The organism is Methylocystis sp. JAN1 (genome assembly GCF_052186135.1).
Classification (GTDB): domain Bacteria; phylum Pseudomonadota; class Alphaproteobacteria; order Rhizobiales; family Beijerinckiaceae; genus Methylocystis.
In genome coordinates this window covers 1,903,303-1,920,129 of the sequence record NZ_CP181499.1, presented here as the reverse complement: position 1 = coordinate 1,920,129, position 16,827 = coordinate 1,903,303, and the positions used below count along the sequence as shown (strand labels likewise).

The window sequence follows — 16,827 nt, the reverse complement described above, 5'->3', positions numbered from 1 at the left end:
ATGCGGGAAGAGGGCTGGGGTGAGAGGCGGGCCGCCATGCGAGACGATCGAATTTGCGCCGCGCGGCCGGCGACGCGATCGCGAGCACGCTCGCCCCTCACCCTAACCCTCTCCCCGCGAGCGGGGAGAGGGAATATCCGCCGCCTCCTCTCCCGTTAAAACGAGGAGAGGGAAATTCTTACTTCGCCTCGGTCTCGTCCTCGGCGCGCTTCACCTGCACGCTGTCGACAATGCCGAAGTCCTTGGCCTCTTCCGCCGACATGAAATGGTCGCGGTCGAGCGTGCGCTCGATCGTGTCGTAATCCTTGCCCGTGTGGCGGACATAGATGTCGTTGAGGCGCTTCTTGACCTTCAGAATGTCTTCCGCGTGGCGCTGAATGTCCGACGCCTGACCCTGGAAGCCGCCCGACGGCTGATGCAGCATCACGCGGGCGTTCGGAAGCGCATAGCGCATGCCCGCCTCGCCGGCGCAAAGAAGGAGCGAACCCATGGACGCGGCCTGGCCGACGCAGAGGGTCGAGACCTTTGGCTTGATGAACTGCATCGTGTCGTAGATGGCGAGGCCCGCCGTCACCACGCCGCCCGGCGAGTTGATGTAGAGCGAAATTTCCTTCTTCGGGTTTTCCGATTCAAGGAAGAGCAGCTGCGCGATGATGACCGAGGCCATGTGATCCTCGACAGGGCCGGTCAGGAAGATGATCCGCTCGCGCAGCAGACGCGAATAGATGTCGAAGCCGCGCTCGCCGCGCGACGTATTCTCGATCACCTGCGGAATGAGATACTGGTTGTAGACCTCGATCGGATCACGCATCGCATCGCCTTCCCAAGCGCGGCGTCCGGCGCGCCGCGCGATTAGACCGGCCGCATGGCGATCACTCGAACTCGCCGCGCGACCCTCTCATGCAGCCTTGCCGGCGGAGGGTTCCCCGCCGGCAAAAATCATTGTCCCGTCATATGCCGGAGCGCGCCGGGACGCAAACGAAGCTTACGCTTCGTCGTCTTCATTGAAGAGCTCGTCCTTGGTCACGGCCTTGTCCGTGATTTTGATCAGTTTCGAAATATGATCGACGACGCGCTCTTCATAGATCGGCGCGCGCAGCTGGGCGAGCGCCTGTTCGTTGTTGCGATAGAAGTCCCAGACCTGCTTTTCCTGGCCCGGGAACATGCGGGCGCGCTCGACGAGGGCCTCGGTCAGATCCTTGTCCTCGACCCTCACGCCGGCGCTCTGGCCGATCTCAGCAAGAACAAGGCCAAGGCGTACGCGGCGCTCGGCGATCTTGCGGAACTCCGCCTTGGTCTCGTCCTCCGTCTTGCCCTCTTCGGCGACGGGCTGACCCGTACGGCGGCTCTCGGCCTCGTGCTGACCCCAGATGTTGTTGAATTCCTGCTCGACAAGCGTCTCGGGCAGCTCGAAGGAGTAGCGGCTGTCGAGGGCGTCGAGAAGCGCACGCTTCAGCTTGTCGCGCGAGATCTTATGGAAGTCGGCCTCGAGATTGCCCTTCACCGCCTCCTTCATGGCGTCGAAACTCTCGAAGCCGTATTTCTTGGCGAGCTCCTCGCCGATTTCCAGCGGCTTCGGCGCGGCGACGGCCTTCACGGTCACGTCGAACTCGGCGTCCTTGCCGGCAAGATGCGTCGCGGAATAATCTTCGGGGAACTTGACCTTGACGACCCGCGCCTCGCCGGCGCCGGCGCCGACGAGCTGATCCTCGAAGCCCGGAATGAAGGTGTTGGAGCCGAGCACGAGGTCGACGTCGCCGCCCGTGCCGCCCTCGAAGGGCGCGCCGTCGAGCTTGCCCGTGAAGTCGACCGTCAGCTTGTCGCCCGATTCGGCTTTCGCCCCCTCGGCGCGGGGCTCGAATTCCTGAACGCGATCGGCAAGATTCTTCAGCGCGGCGTTGATCTCGTCGTCCGACACCTGGGCGACGGGACGCTCCAGCGAGATGTCGTCGAAGGAGCCGATCTCGAATTTCGGCAGCGTCTCGAAAGTGACGGTGAACGCCAGATCGCCCTCGGCCTCGAGGGCGCGCTCGACCTCTTCCTGGCCGCCCGGGAAGTCGAGTTTCGGCTCGACGGCGAGGCGCAGCTCGTTATCCTCGACGATCTTGCGGTTCGCTTCATTGACGGCGTCCTGCAGGACTTCGCCCATGATGCTCTTGCCGTAGAGCTTCTTGAGATGGGCGATCGGCGCCTTGCCGGGGCGGAAGCCCTTGATCTGGGCCTTGGCCTGCACTTCGGCGAGCTGGGCGCCGAGCTTGGCGGCGAGGTCGCCCGCCGGCAGCACGACCTTGAATTCCTGCTTCAAACCCTGGGAGGAGGTTTGCGTCACTTGCATGTCGATCGCCTTCTACAACTTCAAAGCCGCCGTGCGCGCGACGGCGGCTTTTGCGATAATTTCCGCGAAACTGCGGCATTTGGTGCGGGCGGAGGGAGTCGAACCCCCACGACTTTCGTCACCGGAACCTAAATCCGGCGCGTCTACCAGTTCCGCCACGCCCGCGGGAGCGGCCCCATCCGGACCCGCCGCGAAACCTGAACCCGCATGCGCGGGCGCAGCTCTATAGCATGGCCGGCGCGCGATGCTCGAAAAAAATACGGGCATGCTACAGTCCGACCGACGCATCCGGGAGAGCCTTCATGATTCGCGCGGCCGCCGTCGCCCTGCTTTTGTTTTTGCCCGGGACGGCCCTCGCCGGCCCCGCGGATTGCGCCGCCGCGTCAAAACCGCCGACAAAGCTCATTTGCGACGATCCGGTCCTTGCGGCGCTGGACAAGGAGGCGTCCCGCCTCGCGGATCTCGCCGCCGCCGGCCCCCATATGACTTCGGCGCGCAAATCCGAACTCGCGCGGAGCCAGGCGAGCTTTCGGAAAACCCTGACGATCTGCCGGGACGCCAAACCCTGTCTGCAACGAACGATGGTCGAGCGAATCTTTCATTTACGGCAGGTCTATGCAGACGCGCGGTCGAGGGATTTCGAGGGAATCAGCCTCGGCCCTTCCATCGCCGCCTGCCCCGGCCTCGAAGCATTGATGTCGGTGACTTTCGTCAATAGCGACCCCGCCCTCGCCTTTCTGGTCTGGCGCGACCGCACGGTCGTCATGACGCAGGCCGTCTCGGCCTCCGGCGCGCGTTATACGGGGCTCTTCGGGCCGGGCGAGGCGCAGTTCTGGAACAAGGGCAAGGATGCGACGCTCGACCTGCCGGGGAAGCCGACGCTGAATTGCGAGATTCAGCAGGGCGGCTAAGCCTCGCACGCGCCGCGGACCCAGGTCGCCCGCTACGCCGCTCTTAAGCGATACGAATCACCCGACGGACCTCGAAGGACCGACGTCATGCGACAGCCCAACCGCCGCGCCTTCCTTTCGGGTGTCGCCGCCAGCCTCGTTTCCCTTCCCCCGGCCGCGCCCGGCCGCGCGGCGTCGCCCATGGGGCCGCGCATCATCGAAGCGCGGCCCGGCAAGGCGACCATCGGAGCGGGCGAAACCGATATTCTGGGCTTCGACGGCGTGACGCCCGGGCCTGTCCTGCGCTACAAGCAGGGACAGGAACTCTCGGTCCGGCTGGTCAACAAGCTGGACATTCCCGCCTCCATTCACTGGCACGGGCTGCGAGGCGAGAACGCCATGGACGGCGTCGCGCCGCTGACGCAAAGCGCGGTCGCCCCGGGCGCCTCTTTCGACTATCGGCGCAAGCTCGCGGAGCCGGGACTCTTTTGCTACCGCCCCAGCGTTTACGGGAAGACGCCCGAGCTGATGGGCCGCGGGCTCAAGGGCCTTCTCATCGTCGACGAGCCCGACCCCCTGCCCGCCGACCACGACCTGCTTCTCGTCCTCGACGACTGGCGGCTCGCGCAGGACAAGATCGACGGCGCTTTCGACGACGCAGCGGAGGCGCGCGGCGCGGGGCGCATCGGCCCGCTTCTCGCCGTCAACGGCAAAGCGGCCCCGGCGCGCCGGGAGTTCCAGGCCAATTCGCGCGTCAGGCTGCGACTCGCCAATCTGGCCAACGCCCGAATCATGATCCTGACCTTTGACGGCGTGCAACCCTTCGTCGTGGCCATCGACAGCCAGCCCTGCGACGCTTTCGAGCCGGTCCGGCGCAGCATTCCCGTTGCGCCGGGCGCCCGGTTCGAGCTGATCTTCGACATGCCGGCCACGGAAGGCTCCAAGGCGCGACTCTTTCTGCGCGGAGCCGACGGCGCGGAGAACGACCTGCTGGTCGCGACGGCCCAAGGGGCGAAAGCCGAAAAGCGCGGCCTCATCTACTCCCTGCCCCAAAATCCCGCCCTCCCGCCGGAAATCAAGCTCAACAACGCCAGGAAGGTCGACCTCGTCGTCGAACCGGGGCCGGCCGGGGGGCCGGGATGGACAATCAATGGCGCGGCGACGAAAGCCTATGACGGGCCACCGCTTTTTTCGGTGAAGCAGGGAACGCCGGTCACGCTCGGCTATGTGAACAAGGCAAAGGTTCCGCTGGCCATGCATGTGCACGGCCACGCCATGCGGCTGCTGCACGACCTCGACGACGGCTGGGAGCCTTATTGGCGCAATGGCGTCATTATCCCCGCCGGCAGGACGAAGCACGTCTCCTTTGTCGCCAACAGTCCCGGCAAGTGGGCGATTCACGACGACATTCTGGAACATGAGGCCGGCGGCGTCGCGACATGGTTCGACGTTGCGTAGATTCTCCGCATGTCCCTGAAATTTAAGAGAGTTCATCATCCTATTGAAATAAAATAGGGATTTTTCCTTTTTTTTCAGAATTGATCCGGATAATCGGCAGCAGGGTAAAATACAACCTGTGATTGTTATTTGTGGGATGCGCTGGACGCCTTGCGTTCGCCGCCGATCACGCGCCGGACGGATGCATGAACCCTTTGATACTCACGCGGGCGGATTGCTTCGGCGGCCGTCTCATCGGCAGGCGCGCCGCGAGCGGACGCATTGCCCCCGATAAGGCGTTCGAGAGACTTCGATGACGGAAATTGTCTTCCGCGGCCCCAAAGATCCCAAGGAGTTCCCAGACTGGCGGTTTGAGACGCTGGACATCGAGCACCAGCCCGAAACAGCCTCCATCTGGATGAACTATCGCGCCGACGCGCCGCAATGCTACACGCTCGACATGCTCGTCGAGCTGCTGCAGTTGCGCGATTCTCTGCGCGCGCTATACGATTCCGGACGGACGAAAGAGTTCCCTTTCCGTTATCTCGTAATGGCGGCGAAGCGGCCGGACGTGTTTTCGTTCGGCGGCGATCTTGCGACCTTCGTCGCGGCGATCCGCCGGCAAGACCTCTCCACCCTCCTCGCTTACGCGCACGCGTGCGTCGACCTTGTCTACAGCTATTCGCAAAGCCTTGATTTGCCGATTGTCACGCTTTGCGCGGCGCATGGGCAATGCCTGGGCGGAGCGCTGGAGGCCGCGCTCGCTTTCGATTTCATCATCGCCGAGGAAGACGCGATCTTTGGCCTGCCCGAAGTGGCCTTCAACACATTTCCGGGCATGGGAGCGGTGACGATGCTCACCCGCCGGGTCGGGTCCGCGCTAACCCAGCAGATCATCATGAGCGGACAGACCTATACGGGACGGGAGATGTTCGAGCTCGAAGTGATCGATAAGGTGACGCCGCCGGGCGCGGTTCGCGCCGCCGCGGTCGAATGGATGCGCGATAAGGGCGACAAGAAATGGCGCCGCCGCCGCGCCATCGCGGAGGCGCGCCGGCGCAGCCACCCGATCACCCATGACGAGCTGATCCGAATCACCGAGCTCTGGGCGGAATGTTCGGCCCGCGTCGAGGAGCGCGACCTGCGGCATATGGAGCGGCTGGTGCGCGCGCAAAGGCGGCTGATCGGCCCCGGGACGAATATCGCCAAGGCTCAAAAGTCCTTCGAGTCCAGCTCTTTCTGACGGCGAGGGGAAACGGACTTACCTCATGAAAGTCTCGAGTAATCCCAAAACATCCGCCGAAGCGGAAATTTATGCGGATCTCGTCGAGACGCTGTTCGATACGACGCACACGCTCATCACCGGCATCCTGTCCGGCGTCCTGATCCCCGCCATCGCCTGGCTCTCCACCGGAAACGCCGCCTATCTCGGACTCGTCGCCCTGATGACCGCTGTGGGCGTCTATCGTGTGGAAGTGCTGCTCGCCCATCAGCGCACGCCGATCCAGGCGCGGCGCGAGGACGCGGCGCTCTGGGAGCGGCGCTATGCGGTCGGCGCGATCATCTTCATGGGTCTGCTGGGCTTCTCGGCCGCCATCCTGTTCAACTACCATCACCAGGAGATGATCGGCTATTACGGCGTGATCATCATGACCGGCGTCACCGGCAATCTGGCCAGCCGCAACGCCGCCCGGCCGAACATCGTGTTCTGGCAGGTGATGGGCACCTGCATGCCCCTCGCCTTCACGCTGCTGATCAATTTCTCGCCCTGGTACTGGGGAATCTCCGCCTTTCTCTTCTTCGGCGCGCTCTCCGTTTTCAAGACGACGAAATTCCTGCAGGGGCATTTGGAGTCGGCCTTGCGCAACGGCATCGACGCCATGCGCCAGCGCCAGAAATTCAGCATCGCGCTCAATTCCATGACCCATGGCCTTTGCATGGGCGACTCCTCCCTGACGATTTCCGTCATGAACCGGCGCATTGTCGAGTTCTTCGGAATCGTCGCCGCCGCGACGCCCATCCGGCTCGACGCGCTCGCCCACGCCATCGGCCGGAGCGCCGGCATGCCGCCCGTGGAAACTTCCATGTTCACCGAAAGATGGATGCGTCACGCCGCCATGGGCCACGCCAACGTCTTCATGCACAAGATTGGCGACCGTTTTTTCGACTTTCATTGCGAACGGGCCGACGACGGCGCCTTCATCACCGTCATCGAGGACGTCACCACGAAGCAGCGGGCGTTGCGCGAAATCGAGCGCATGGCGCATTTCGACGAACTCACCGGCCTGCCGAACCGTTATCAGTTCCAGGACGCGCTGGGCGAGGATCTTTTGCAGTTGAAGGTCGCGGGCCGGACCGCCGCGCTTCTCAATATCGACCTCGACCGCTTCAAGGAAGTAAACGACACGCTGGGTCATATGTTCGGCGACCAGCTTCTCGCCCATGTCGGCGCGCGCCTGAGCCTCTGCGCGCCAACGCCGCATCTCGTCGCACGGCTCGGCGGCGACGAATTCTGCGTCGTGATGCGCGGATCGCCGGAGGCGGCTCAGGTCGAGGCGATGGCGAGCCGCATCCTGACCGAAATGAGCCGCCCCTTCCTCATCGACGGGCATCGCATCACGATCGGGGCGAGCATCGGCGTCGCGATCGCGCCGACCGACGCCGACACGCCGGCGGGCCTGCTCAGATCCAGCGATCTCGCCCTCTACAAGTCGAAGACCAGCGCCCGCGGCTCGGCCATTTGGTACACGCCGCAAATGCAGGAGGAGCTGCTCAAGAAGCGTGAGATCGAGGACGATCTGCGCGAAGCGCTGACCCGCAACGAGCTAAGCGTTTTCTACCAGCCGATCGTCGACTCGCGGCGCGGCGCGGTCGTCGCCATGGAGGCGCTTCTGCGCTGGCGCCACCCCGTGCGTGGCATGGTGTCGCCCGGCGTCTTCATTCCAATCGCCGAAGAAACGGGAATGATCGTGGAAATCGGCGCCTGGGCGCTGCGCCAGGCCTGCCGCGACGCCACCGAATGGCCGTCGCATATCCGCGTCGCGGTCAATCTGGCGCCGCTTCAGTTCCAGCAGTCCGACCTCGTCGACACCATCGCGGCCGCGCTGGAGGAATCGGGTCTGCCGCCCGAGCGGCTCGAGCTGGAGATCACCGAGTCCGCGCTCATCTCCAATTCGGAGGACGTCGAGTCCAAGCTGAAGTCGATCACCCTGCTCGGCGCGCGCCTCGCCCTCGACGATTTCGGCACGGGCTATAGCAGCCTGAGCTATCTCAACCGCTTCCCGGTCAAGAAGGTGAAGATCGACCAGGCGTTCTCCCGCCAGGCGCTCGACTCGCCCAAGACGCAGGCGATCATCGGCGCGATCTCGACGCTCGCGCGGGAACTCGATCTCGACCTCGTGGCGGAGGGCGTCGAGAGCCACGCCCAGCTCGCCCTGATGGCGAGCAAGAACATTTTCCTGATCCAAGGCTATCTTTACAGCAAGCCGCGGCCGATCGAAGAACTCCTGCCCCTTCTCGATGATTGGGCGGACGCCCCCAAGCTCGCCGAGAACGCTTTCGCCTGAAAGCCTCAGTTCCGGTGGACCATGTCAACGGGCCGCCGATCGATCGGCGGCTCGGCCAGGCGTTGCGCGCGGAAGATCGCGTGCGAGGCGTTGTAGCGCCGTTCGAGCTGGGTCAGATAGTCGATTATTCCTTTGAACTCCGGCTGGGGCGGCACGACTTCCTTGACGAGCATCAGTTCCTTGGCCTCGGCCGCGGACAGCGGCCGCTCGCTGTCGATCAGCCGTTCCGCCTTCACAAATCCGATTCGCCTGCCGAGCGCCGCGTAAAGGCCGAAGAGATCGAAGGGCTCTCCCGCGAAGGAGAAGCGGGCCCCGCTCTCGGCGACCAGCGCCGAGCAATTCATGGCGAGGTCGAAGTCGAGCCCGTTCATCAGCGATCGCGCCCAGGCGAGCGTAATGACCGGCGTGTCGACGATCAGATCCGCATTGGCGGCGACCATCTCGCCGAAGCCTTCGGGGGCCTTGGTCGCCTCGGCGCCGCCCTGCGCGAAATCGAAGACCAGGAATTTGAGGGACGGATAAGCGCCGTTTTCGATCTCACGCAACAGCTCGCCCACGACATGGACGCTGGCGCGATCGAAGCCGGCGCGGGATTTGGAAACGACGAGGGTGTCGCCGTCGCGCAACCAGGTCGTCTTTACGCCCGCCTGGAACGGGGTGAACGTACGCCAATCCTTACTCGATACAAGTCCCATTGTCGCCTCTGGGCTTAACTCGGCTCCTCGCCAATCGTTAATCAAATCTTAACGCAAAGCGCTCGATTTGCCTAAACCAATTAGGCGGCCGGCGCGAATTGACCAGCTCTTGGTTAACGTGAAAATTTTTCAGTTATCCGCGAAGCTGCAAAGGCCGCCGGCGGGGCGGCGGACGGCGAAAGCGTGTGGCCGAAGGTCGCGGGACAGCCGACCTTGAATTGATATATGCTAACCACAAGCTGTTAGGGGCGTCCCCCGCCCCGCCAGGCAAAGGCGCTCGCGAGCTTTCCTGGAAGACGCAGCGGGCCGACTATAAAGAACCGCTCGGCAAAGAAGCGGCCGATGAATGATCAGAGGGAGAAACAGTATGAAAATGCGCTTTCTCGTCGCCATGACCCTGGCGACGGTCGGTTGGGTGGCCCAGGCGCACGCGCATGGCGACGTCGGCTCCAATCAGGGCCAGTGCCTGATGAAGATCGGCCCGGACACGATGAGCTTCACGGGCTACCAGCCGCTCAAGTCCCGCGAGCAGTTCTGCGACGATATTCCGGACGCCGGCCCCACCATCATCACGCTCGACGCCCAGCAGGACGAGCTGCGCGACATGAACCTTGAGATGCGCGTTCTGCGCGACGTCGGCCAGAAGGACGACAACGAGAATCTCGACGCCAACACGGAATACTTCTCGCCGCCGAAGAAATACAAGACCGGCACGCTGACCTTCGATCACAACTTCGCGAAGGAAGGGAAGTATATCGGCATCGTGAAGGCCAAGAGCGACGACGGCAGCAAGGAATATGTCGCCCGCTTCCCCTTCTCGGTCGGCCTCACCGCCACCAAGGATATGACCATCGCCATCTTCTTCGGCGCTCTCGCCGCTGTCGGTTTCGGCCTCTGGTACAAGAACCAGTTCATCGACAAGAAGAAGAACGCGGCCTGATCGGCGGAAAGCCTGATCTGCAAGGGCCTGATCGCCGCTGTCAATCCAGCAAGCGGGGCTCGCCCGGCTCAGACTGCCGATAAGTGGGGCTGGCGCCTCTCGTGCTTTGATCTCGGGCAGGCCCGAGATCGCAGCTCGCGTCTCGAAGGACGAGGCCGCCTCGGGAGGTTTGTCAACAAACTGAAGCCGGGCTAGCCCGGCTTCAGGCTGCTGACAAAGTAGCGGCGACGCCCCTCGTGCTTCGAGACACCTGCTGCGCAGGCTCCTCAGCATGAGGGGCTTTTTCCTTCAGCGCCAAATACTTAGGCCTCATCCTGAGGAGCGAGCAAAGCTCGCGTCTCGAAGGGCGAGGCCGCCTCGGGAGGTTTGTCAACAAACTGAAGCCGGGCTAGCCCGGCTTCTTTCTTACGAGAGTTCTTCGATGCGGCCGTCGCGCAAGGTGACGCGGCGGTCCATCTGCTCCGCAAGCTCCAGATTATGCGTCGCAATGAGCGCGGCGAGCCCTGACTGACGGGCGAGCGTCATGAGCGTCGCGAAAACGTGGTCGGCGGTCCGGGGATCGAGATTGCCGGTCGGCTCGTCGGCGAGCAGCAGGTGGGGCGCGTTGGCGACCGCGCGGGCGATGGCGACCCGCTGCTGTTCGCCCCCGGACAATTCCGACGGCCGATGCGAGGCGCGCGCGCCGAGACGCAGGTAATCCAGCAATTGCCGCGCACGGCCTTCCGCCTCCTTGCGGTCGAGGCCGTTGATCATCTGCGGCAGGGCGACGTTCTCCAGCGCGGAGAATTCCGGCAGCAGATGGTGGAACTGGTAGATGAAGCCGATCGTCGCCCGGCGCAGATTGGTGCGCTCGGCGTCGCTCATGCGCGAGGTCGGGGCGGAATTGATGAAGGTCTCGCCTCCATCCGCGCGCTCCAGAAGCCCCGCAATGTGCAGCAGCGTCGACTTGCCGGCGCCGGAAGGCGCGACCAGCGCCACGGTCTCGCCCGGATAGATTTCGAGATCGATGTCGACGAGAATATCGAGGCGCGCCTCGCCTTCGCGATAATGGCGCGCGACGTTGCGCAGTTCCAGAACGGCGTCGCTCATGCCTTCACTCATGCCTCAGCGCTTCGATCGGGTCGAGCGACGCGGCCTTCCAGGCCGGAAAGATCGAAGCGAGCATCGCGATCACGAGGGTCATGACGACAATCGCCGTCACCTCGCGCGCATCGACGATGGCCGGCAGCCGCGACAGGAAATAGAACTCAGCCGGAAACAGATTGGCGTCGAAGACCTTGTTAAGGAAGACGCGGATCGTTTCGAGATTCTCGGCGATGAGAAGGCCGAGAAGAAAGCCGGCGAAGGCGCCGACGACGCCGATCGAGGCGCCGATGATCAGAAAGACGCGCAGCACCGAGCCGCGCGAGGCGCCCATCGTGCGCAGGACGGCGATGTCCTGCGTCTTGTCCTTCACGAGCATGGTCAGGCCGGAAATGATATTGAAGGCCGCGACGATGACGATGAGGGTCAGAATGATGAAGAGGATGTTTTTCTCGACCTGAAGCGTATCGAAGAAGGTCTTGTTGCGCTGGCGCCAGTCGGTGACGATCACGGGGCGCGTCACCGCGCTCTGGAAGCGCGCGCGAAACAGGTCCATCTCGTCTGGATCGTCGACGAAGACCTCTACGACGGTCGCCTCATTATCCTTGTTGAAGAAGCTTTGCGCCTCGCCGAGCGGCATATAGACGAAGACGTTGTCGAATTCCGACATGCCGATCGAGAAGACGGCCGAGACCGTGTAGGCCTTGATGCGCGGCGCGACGCCGAAGGGCGTCTGGGCGCCCTTGGCGATCAGAAGGCTCACCTTGTCGCCAATCGTCACGCCGAGGGTCTCGGCGAGGCGCTGGCCAATGGCGACGCTCTCGCCTTTGTCGAAACCCGCAAGCGAGCCGATCTTCACATTGCCGGCGATGCCGGGAAGCCGAACGAGGTCCTTCTCCCGAATGCCGCGGACCAGCACGCCCGACTGGCCGAACTGGGTGGAAATGCCGGCCGCGCCCTCGACCATCGGAATGGCCAATCGGACGCCAGGCACTTTCTCCGTCTTGGCGGAGATTTCGCTCCAATCCGTGAACGGCGTCTCGACGGCCTGCAGAAAAGCGTGGCCGTTAATGCCCATGATCTTGTCCATCAGCTCGCGATGAAAGCCGTTCATAACCGAGGTGACGACGATCAGCGTGGCGACGCCAAGCATGATGCCGAGGAAGGAGAATCCGGCGATCACCGAGACGAAGCCGTCGGCGCGGCGCGCGCGCACATAGCGCAGCGCCACCATCCATTCGAAAGGCGAGAAGGCCCTCGTCCTGGGAGCGGCCTGCCCGGCCCCCGTGACGGTCGTTGCAGTCACAGTCGCTTCGCTCATACGGCCATCCTTCAATGGCGGCGCTTTCGATGCGAGCCCGAAGGCTCGCGCTCCAAGTCGTGCGCACCGTCAGGCGCGCCGCCCGCTCATGCGCCCGCCTGCTTCACCGCGTCGACGATGCGGGCGACGGCGTCGGCCGGCGCCAGCATCTCGCGCTCGCCGGTCTTGCGGCGCTTCACTTCCACATGGCCCTCCGCCAGGCCCTTCGGGCCGACGAGGATCTGCCACGGCAGGCCGATAAGGTCGAGCGTCGCGAATTTCGCGCCCGGCCGCTCGTCCCGGTCGTCATGCAGCACGTCAAGCCCGGCGTTTTCGAGCTGCTGGATCAGTTCGCCGCAAACCTTGCCCGTCGCCGCGTCGCCAACCTTGAGATCGGCCAGCCCGACATGGAAGGGCGCCACCGCCTCCGGCCAGACGACGCCGGCGTCGTCGTGGAAGGCCTCGATGATCGCCGCGACGAGGCGCGAGGGGCCGATGCCGTAGGAGCCCATCTGGACGACGACCTCCTTGCCGTCGGGACCGTTCACCACGGCCTTCATGGGCTCTGAATATTTGGTCCCGAAGTAGAAAATATGGCCGACCTCGATGCCGCGCGCCGCGACCTTCGCGTCGTCCGGCACCGCCGCGAAGGCGCCCGCGTCATGCATCTCGCTCGTCGCGGCGTAGCAGCTCGTCCATTTGTCGAAGATTCCCTGGAGCGCCGCGACGTCGTCGAAATCCACGTCGGGGGGCGGCGGCGCGAAGGAGAGAAAGTCCTTGTGGCAATAGACCTCGCTCTCGCCCGTATCCGCGAGGATGATGAATTCGTGGGAGAGATTGCCGCCGATCGGGCCGGTGTCGGCGGCCATCGGAATCGCCGTGAGCCCCATGCGCGCGAAGGTGCGCAGATAGGCCACGAACATCTTGTTGTAGGAGTGGCGGCTGCCCTCGGCCGTGAGATCGAAGCTATAGGCGTCCTTCATCAGGAATTCGCGCGAGCGCATGACGCCGAAGCGCGGACGCACCTCGTCGCGGAACTTCCATTGGACATGATAGAGATTGAGCGGAAGATCCTTGTAGGAGCGCACATAGGCGCGGAAAATCTCCGTGATCATCTCCTCATTGGTCGGCCCGAAGAGCATTTCGCGCTCATGGCGGTCCCGGATGCGCAGCATCTCCTTGCCATAGGCGTCGTAGCGGCCGGATTCCCGCCAGAGATCGGCCGACTGGATGGTCGGCATGAGGCATTCGATGGCGCCGGCGCGGTTCTGTTCCTCCCGGATGATGCGCGTGATGTTGTTGAGGACCTTCAGCCCGAGCGGCAGCCAGGCGTAAATTCCGGCCGATTCCTGCCGGATCATGCCCGCCCGCAGCATCAGCCGGTGCGAGACGATCTCGGCTTCCTTGGGCGTCTCGCGCAGGATGGGCAGGAAGTAACGGGACAGGCGCATGGGAATTCCATTCTCGATTCGAGGACGCAGAGCATAGCGGCGGCTCGCGGGCGGTTGAAGCGCGGGCGGCCGGAAAAGGCAAGCGCCGGGAGGGATCGCCCTTCCCTTTCAACCGTCGGGGCGCCATGTCGGGACGCGAAAGGAAGGAACCGATGAATCAGTCAAGCGCGACGGTGCGTCGCAATTTTGCGAAGAGCCGTTTCGAACTGGAAATCGACGGCGCGCTGGCGCTCGCGGAATACCGGCTCGATGACAAGGCGATCACCTTCACCCACACCGAGACGCCCCCGGCGCTGCAGGGGCGCGGCGTCGCCTCGCGGCTGATTCACGGCGCGCTGCTGGAAGCGCGGGCGCAGGGGCTGAAGGTGCGGGCCACATGCTCTTTCGTGGCCGCCTATCTGAAGCGGCACAGGGAGTTCGCGGATCTCGAAGGATGATGATCCCTGTCGAGCGTCACAGACTGTCATAATACGGTAATAATCTTCTGCTCCCTGGACATTTTTCAGGGCCTTCAGAGCAATAGAATACCAAGTTGCGGTAAAAGACTGCAACTTGGGAGAAGGCTATGAAACTGATCCTGACTGTCACGCTGACGGCGCTCCTGGCCCTGTGTTCGCTGGGTCCGGCCGCGGCTAATTCCACCGCCTATTACAGCCATTACAACCACTACAGCTCGAACTGCGATACGCCCTCCAAGGCCTGCTGATCTCGACCTGAAGGCCGACCGGCAAAGTCGTCCGGCCGGCCCTACCCCTCCGCCTCGGCCGCCAGCTCCAGCCACAGCTCCTCGGCCGCCGCCAGCGTCCTGGCCAATTCCTCCCGCTGCGCCGCAAGCTTCGATGCTTCCTGCAGATTGCGCGAGAAGGCGTCCGGGGCCGCAAGCGCCTCGTCCACCCGGGCCAGGAGCTGCGTGAACTTCTCGACCTTGGCCTCGGCTTCCGCGAGCTTGCGCCGGTAGAAGCCCGCGTCCCGCCGCTTCGGCGCCGCCTCCGGCGCGGGCGAAGGCGCGGCCTCGCGCTTTGGCTCCTCGGTTTTGGTCTTTGACAGAACAAGCCTGGCGTAATCGTCCATATCGCCGTCGAAGGGCTTTACCGTGCCCTGATCCACGAGCCAAAGCCGGTCCGCGCAAGCCTCCAGTAGGTAGCGGTCGTGCGAGACCAGCACGACGGCGCCCTCATAATCGTTGATGGCCTCGATCAGCGCTGCGCGGCTGTCGATGTCGAGATGGTTCGTCGGCTCGTCGAGAATCAGCAGATGCGGCGCGTTGAAGGATGTGACGCCCAAGAGCAGTCGCGCCTTCTCGCCGCCCGAGAGATGCGCGACCCTGGTGTCGGCCCGCGCGCCCGAGAAACCCGCCTGCGCCGCCTTTGCCCGCACCCGAGCCTCGGGCGCGTCGGGCATCAGCCGCGAGAAGACGAGATAGGGCGTATCGCTCTCATTGAGGTCGTCGACCTGATGCTGGGCGAAAAAACCCGCCTCCAGCTTCGCGGCCCGCACCATTTTTCCGGCCATGGGCTCCAGCCGGCCGCCCAGAAGCCTGGCGAAAGTCGACTTGCCGTTGCCATTGGCGCCCAGCAGGCCGATGCGGTCGTCATTCGAGACCGCCAGCGCCAGGCGCGACAGCACGACGCGCTCGCCATAGCCGACGGACGCCTTGTCCAATGCGATGATCGGCGGCGACAGGGGCTTCTCCGGCGACGGCAGATGGATCGGCAGCACGCTGTCGTCGACGATCGCCGCGACCGGCTCCATCTTCTCCAGCATTTTGAGGCGCGATTGCGCCTGGCGCGCCTTGGTCGCCTTGGCGCGGAAGCGGTCGACGAAAGCCTGCAAGTGCTTGCGCTTCTCCTCCGCCTTCCTGGCGCCCTTGGCGGCGAGCAGCGCCGCCTCGCGCCGCTGTTTTTCAAAAGAGGTGTAGTCGCCCTTGTAGAGCGTGAGCTTGCCGCGTTCGAGATGCAGAATATGCGTCGCCACGTCGTCCAGCAGATCGCGGTCGTGGCTGATGACGATCACGCTCGCCGGATAGCGGGCGAGATAATCCACGAGCCAGAGCGCGCCTTCGAGATCGAGATAGTTGGTCGGCTCATCGAGGAGCAGCAGGTCGGGGGTGGAGAAGAGCGCCGCCGCCAGCGCGACACGCATGCGCCACCCGCCGGAGAACTCGGACAAGGGCCGCTGCTGCGCCTCCGCGTCGAAACCCAGGCCGTGGAGGATCGCCGCCGCGCGCGCGGGCGCGGAATGGGCGCCGATATCGGCAAGGCGCGTCTGGATGTCGGCGATGTCGTGCGGGTCGTGGGCGGTTTCGGCGCGCGCCAGAAGTTCCGCGCGCTCTATGTCCGCGGCCAGCACGAAGTCGATGAGCTTCCCCGGCCCGCCCGGCGCCTCCTGCTCCACCCTGCCGAGCCGCGTGCGCGCCGGCAAGGCGATATTGCCCGTTTCGGCGGCAATTTCCCCGGAGATGAGGCGGAAGAGCGTGGTCTTGCCGGCGCCGTTGCGCCCGACGAATCCCGCGCGCGAGCGGCCCGGCAGAAACACGCCGGCATGATCGAAGATAAGCCGGTCGCCGAGCCGGTAAGTAAGATCGTTGATGGTGAGCATGGCGGCATGGCCAGTAACAGGCTCGCGCAACGCCCGCTAGGAAGAATTGAGGGCGCCGGGAAAGGAAGCCGGCCGAAGAGTGGCGCGCTCCTTGCTTGTAGCCCCTTAATTGGCGGAAAGGAAGGAAGCCCAAGGCGCATCACACTGAGACGAAAGGCCAGACATATGCACCCGGACATGGAAGCTTATCTGTGGATCACGGTGAAAGCCTTCGGTTTCGCGCTGGTTGGCGTCTATGCAACCCGGATCGCGCTCTACGCCTACGAAATCATCAAGTGGGGCGTGTGAGCCATTGAGCGGGCGCGGCTGCGGCGCTCTCCCAGGGAAACAGCGCAAAGGACACTTGTCTTGCGCCCCGCGCCCCTCTATACAGCCCTCGCCCGCGCCGCCAAGTCCGGCGCCGGCCCCGCGCCCATCGTCTAGAGGCCTAGGACGTCGCCCTTTCACGGCGAAAACAGGGGTTCGAATCCCCTTGGGCGCGCCATTCTCGAACAAAAGAGAGAACCGCAGACGGCGGCATGTCCGCCTCCTG

General features: G+C 64.1%; 15 protein-coding genes and 2 tRNA genes. 9 read left to right on the top strand and 8 right to left on the bottom strand.

The window, feature by feature from the left end:
- Positions 1-178: 178 nt before the first annotated feature.
- The 3 genes from clpP to ACNHKD_RS09020 form a co-directional block, all read right to left on the bottom strand.
- The gene (gene clpP, locus ACNHKD_RS09030) at positions 179-811 is read right to left on the bottom strand and encodes an ATP-dependent Clp endopeptidase proteolytic subunit ClpP (protein ID WP_442756712.1); all 633 of its coding nucleotides are present in this window, start codon (positions 809-811) and stop codon (positions 179-181) included.
- Between the two features lie 174 nt (positions 812-985).
- A complete protein-coding gene (gene tig, locus ACNHKD_RS09025; RefSeq protein ID WP_442756711.1) occupies positions 986-2,335 on the bottom strand; it encodes a trigger factor in 1,350 nt (449 codons plus the stop codon).
- An 80-nt stretch (positions 2,336-2,415) separates the two neighbouring features.
- A tRNA-Leu gene (locus ACNHKD_RS09020) sits at positions 2,416-2,500 on the bottom strand.
- Positions 2,501-2,637: 137 nt separating this feature from the next.
- Between ACNHKD_RS09020 and ACNHKD_RS09015 the strand changes: the two genes are divergently transcribed.
- The 4 genes from ACNHKD_RS09015 to ACNHKD_RS09000 all read left to right on the top strand — a co-directional run bounded on the left by ACNHKD_RS09015 (position 2,638) and on the right by ACNHKD_RS09000 (position 8,228).
- Positions 2,638-3,246, top strand: coding sequence for an MliC family protein (locus ACNHKD_RS09015; RefSeq protein ID WP_442756710.1), 609 nt, complete (start codon positions 2,638-2,640; stop codon positions 3,244-3,246).
- An 87-nt stretch (positions 3,247-3,333) separates the two neighbouring features.
- Complete coding sequence (locus tag ACNHKD_RS09010; RefSeq protein WP_442756709.1) at positions 3,334-4,683, top strand: multicopper oxidase family protein; 1,350 nt, start codon at positions 3,334-3,336, stop codon at positions 4,681-4,683.
- Positions 4,684-4,975: 292 nt separating this feature from the next.
- Positions 4,976-5,905, top strand: coding sequence for a crotonase/enoyl-CoA hydratase family protein (locus tag ACNHKD_RS09005; protein ID WP_442756708.1), 930 nt, complete (start codon positions 4,976-4,978; stop codon positions 5,903-5,905).
- A gap of 25 nt (positions 5,906-5,930) precedes the next feature.
- On the top strand, positions 5,931-8,228 hold the full coding sequence (locus ACNHKD_RS09000) for a putative bifunctional diguanylate cyclase/phosphodiesterase (protein WP_442756707.1): 2,298 nt from the start codon (positions 5,931-5,933) through the stop codon (positions 8,226-8,228).
- 5 nt (positions 8,229-8,233) lie between these two features.
- Here ACNHKD_RS09000 and ACNHKD_RS08995 read toward each other — a convergent pair whose 3' ends face one another.
- Positions 8,234-8,923 carry an enoyl-CoA hydratase-related protein gene (locus tag ACNHKD_RS08995; protein WP_442756706.1) on the bottom strand — a complete coding sequence of 230 codons (690 nt, stop codon included), beginning with the start codon at positions 8,921-8,923 and terminating at the stop codon, positions 8,234-8,236.
- A 367-nt stretch (positions 8,924-9,290) separates the two neighbouring features.
- Here ACNHKD_RS08995 and ACNHKD_RS08990 point away from each other — a divergent pair, with 367 nt between their 5' ends.
- Positions 9,291-9,863: a hypothetical protein gene (locus tag ACNHKD_RS08990; RefSeq protein ID WP_442756705.1), complete on the top strand. Its 573-nt coding sequence runs from the start codon at positions 9,291-9,293 to the stop codon at positions 9,861-9,863.
- A gap of 405 nt (positions 9,864-10,268) precedes the next feature.
- Here ACNHKD_RS08990 and ACNHKD_RS08985 read toward each other — a convergent pair whose 3' ends face one another.
- From ACNHKD_RS08985 to proS, 3 genes are all read right to left on the bottom strand, one after another.
- Positions 10,269-10,952: an ABC transporter ATP-binding protein gene (locus ACNHKD_RS08985; RefSeq protein WP_442756704.1), complete on the bottom strand. Its 684-nt coding sequence runs from the start codon at positions 10,950-10,952 to the stop codon at positions 10,269-10,271.
- Between the two features lie 4 nt (positions 10,953-10,956).
- A complete protein-coding gene (locus tag ACNHKD_RS08980) occupies positions 10,957-12,267 on the bottom strand; it encodes a lipoprotein-releasing ABC transporter permease subunit (RefSeq protein ID WP_442756703.1) in 1,311 nt (436 codons plus the stop codon).
- 86 nt (positions 12,268-12,353) lie between these two features.
- Positions 12,354-13,697 (bottom strand): proline--tRNA ligase, encoded by a 1,344-nt coding sequence (proS, locus tag ACNHKD_RS08975; protein WP_442756702.1) that lies wholly within the window; start codon positions 13,695-13,697, stop codon positions 12,354-12,356.
- A gap of 152 nt (positions 13,698-13,849) precedes the next feature.
- Between proS and ACNHKD_RS08970 the strand changes: the two genes are divergently transcribed.
- Together ACNHKD_RS08970 and ACNHKD_RS08965 are read left to right on the top strand one after the other, a co-directional pair.
- A complete protein-coding gene (locus ACNHKD_RS08970; protein ID WP_442756701.1) occupies positions 13,850-14,134 on the top strand; it encodes a GNAT family N-acetyltransferase in 285 nt (94 codons plus the stop codon).
- Between the two features lie 128 nt (positions 14,135-14,262).
- The gene (locus ACNHKD_RS08965) at positions 14,263-14,403 is read left to right on the top strand and encodes a hypothetical protein (RefSeq protein ID WP_442756700.1); all 141 of its coding nucleotides are present in this window, start codon (positions 14,263-14,265) and stop codon (positions 14,401-14,403) included.
- Between the two features lie 41 nt (positions 14,404-14,444).
- On the opposite strand, the gene ACNHKD_RS08960 is transcribed toward ACNHKD_RS08965, so the two are convergent.
- Positions 14,445-16,295, bottom strand: a complete 1,851-nt coding sequence (locus ACNHKD_RS08960) for an ABC-F family ATP-binding cassette domain-containing protein (protein ID WP_442756699.1) — start codon at positions 16,293-16,295, stop codon at positions 14,445-14,447.
- Positions 16,296-16,460: 165 nt separating this feature from the next.
- On the opposite strand from ACNHKD_RS08960, the gene ACNHKD_RS08955 reads away from it, so the two are divergent.
- Both ACNHKD_RS08955 and ACNHKD_RS08950 read left to right on the top strand, forming a co-directional pair.
- Positions 16,461-16,583, top strand: coding sequence for a hypothetical protein (locus ACNHKD_RS08955; RefSeq protein ID WP_442756698.1), 123 nt, complete (start codon positions 16,461-16,463; stop codon positions 16,581-16,583).
- Positions 16,584-16,703: 120 nt separating this feature from the next.
- Positions 16,704-16,779, top strand: a tRNA-Glu gene (locus ACNHKD_RS08950).
- Positions 16,780-16,827 lie beyond the last annotated feature (48 nt).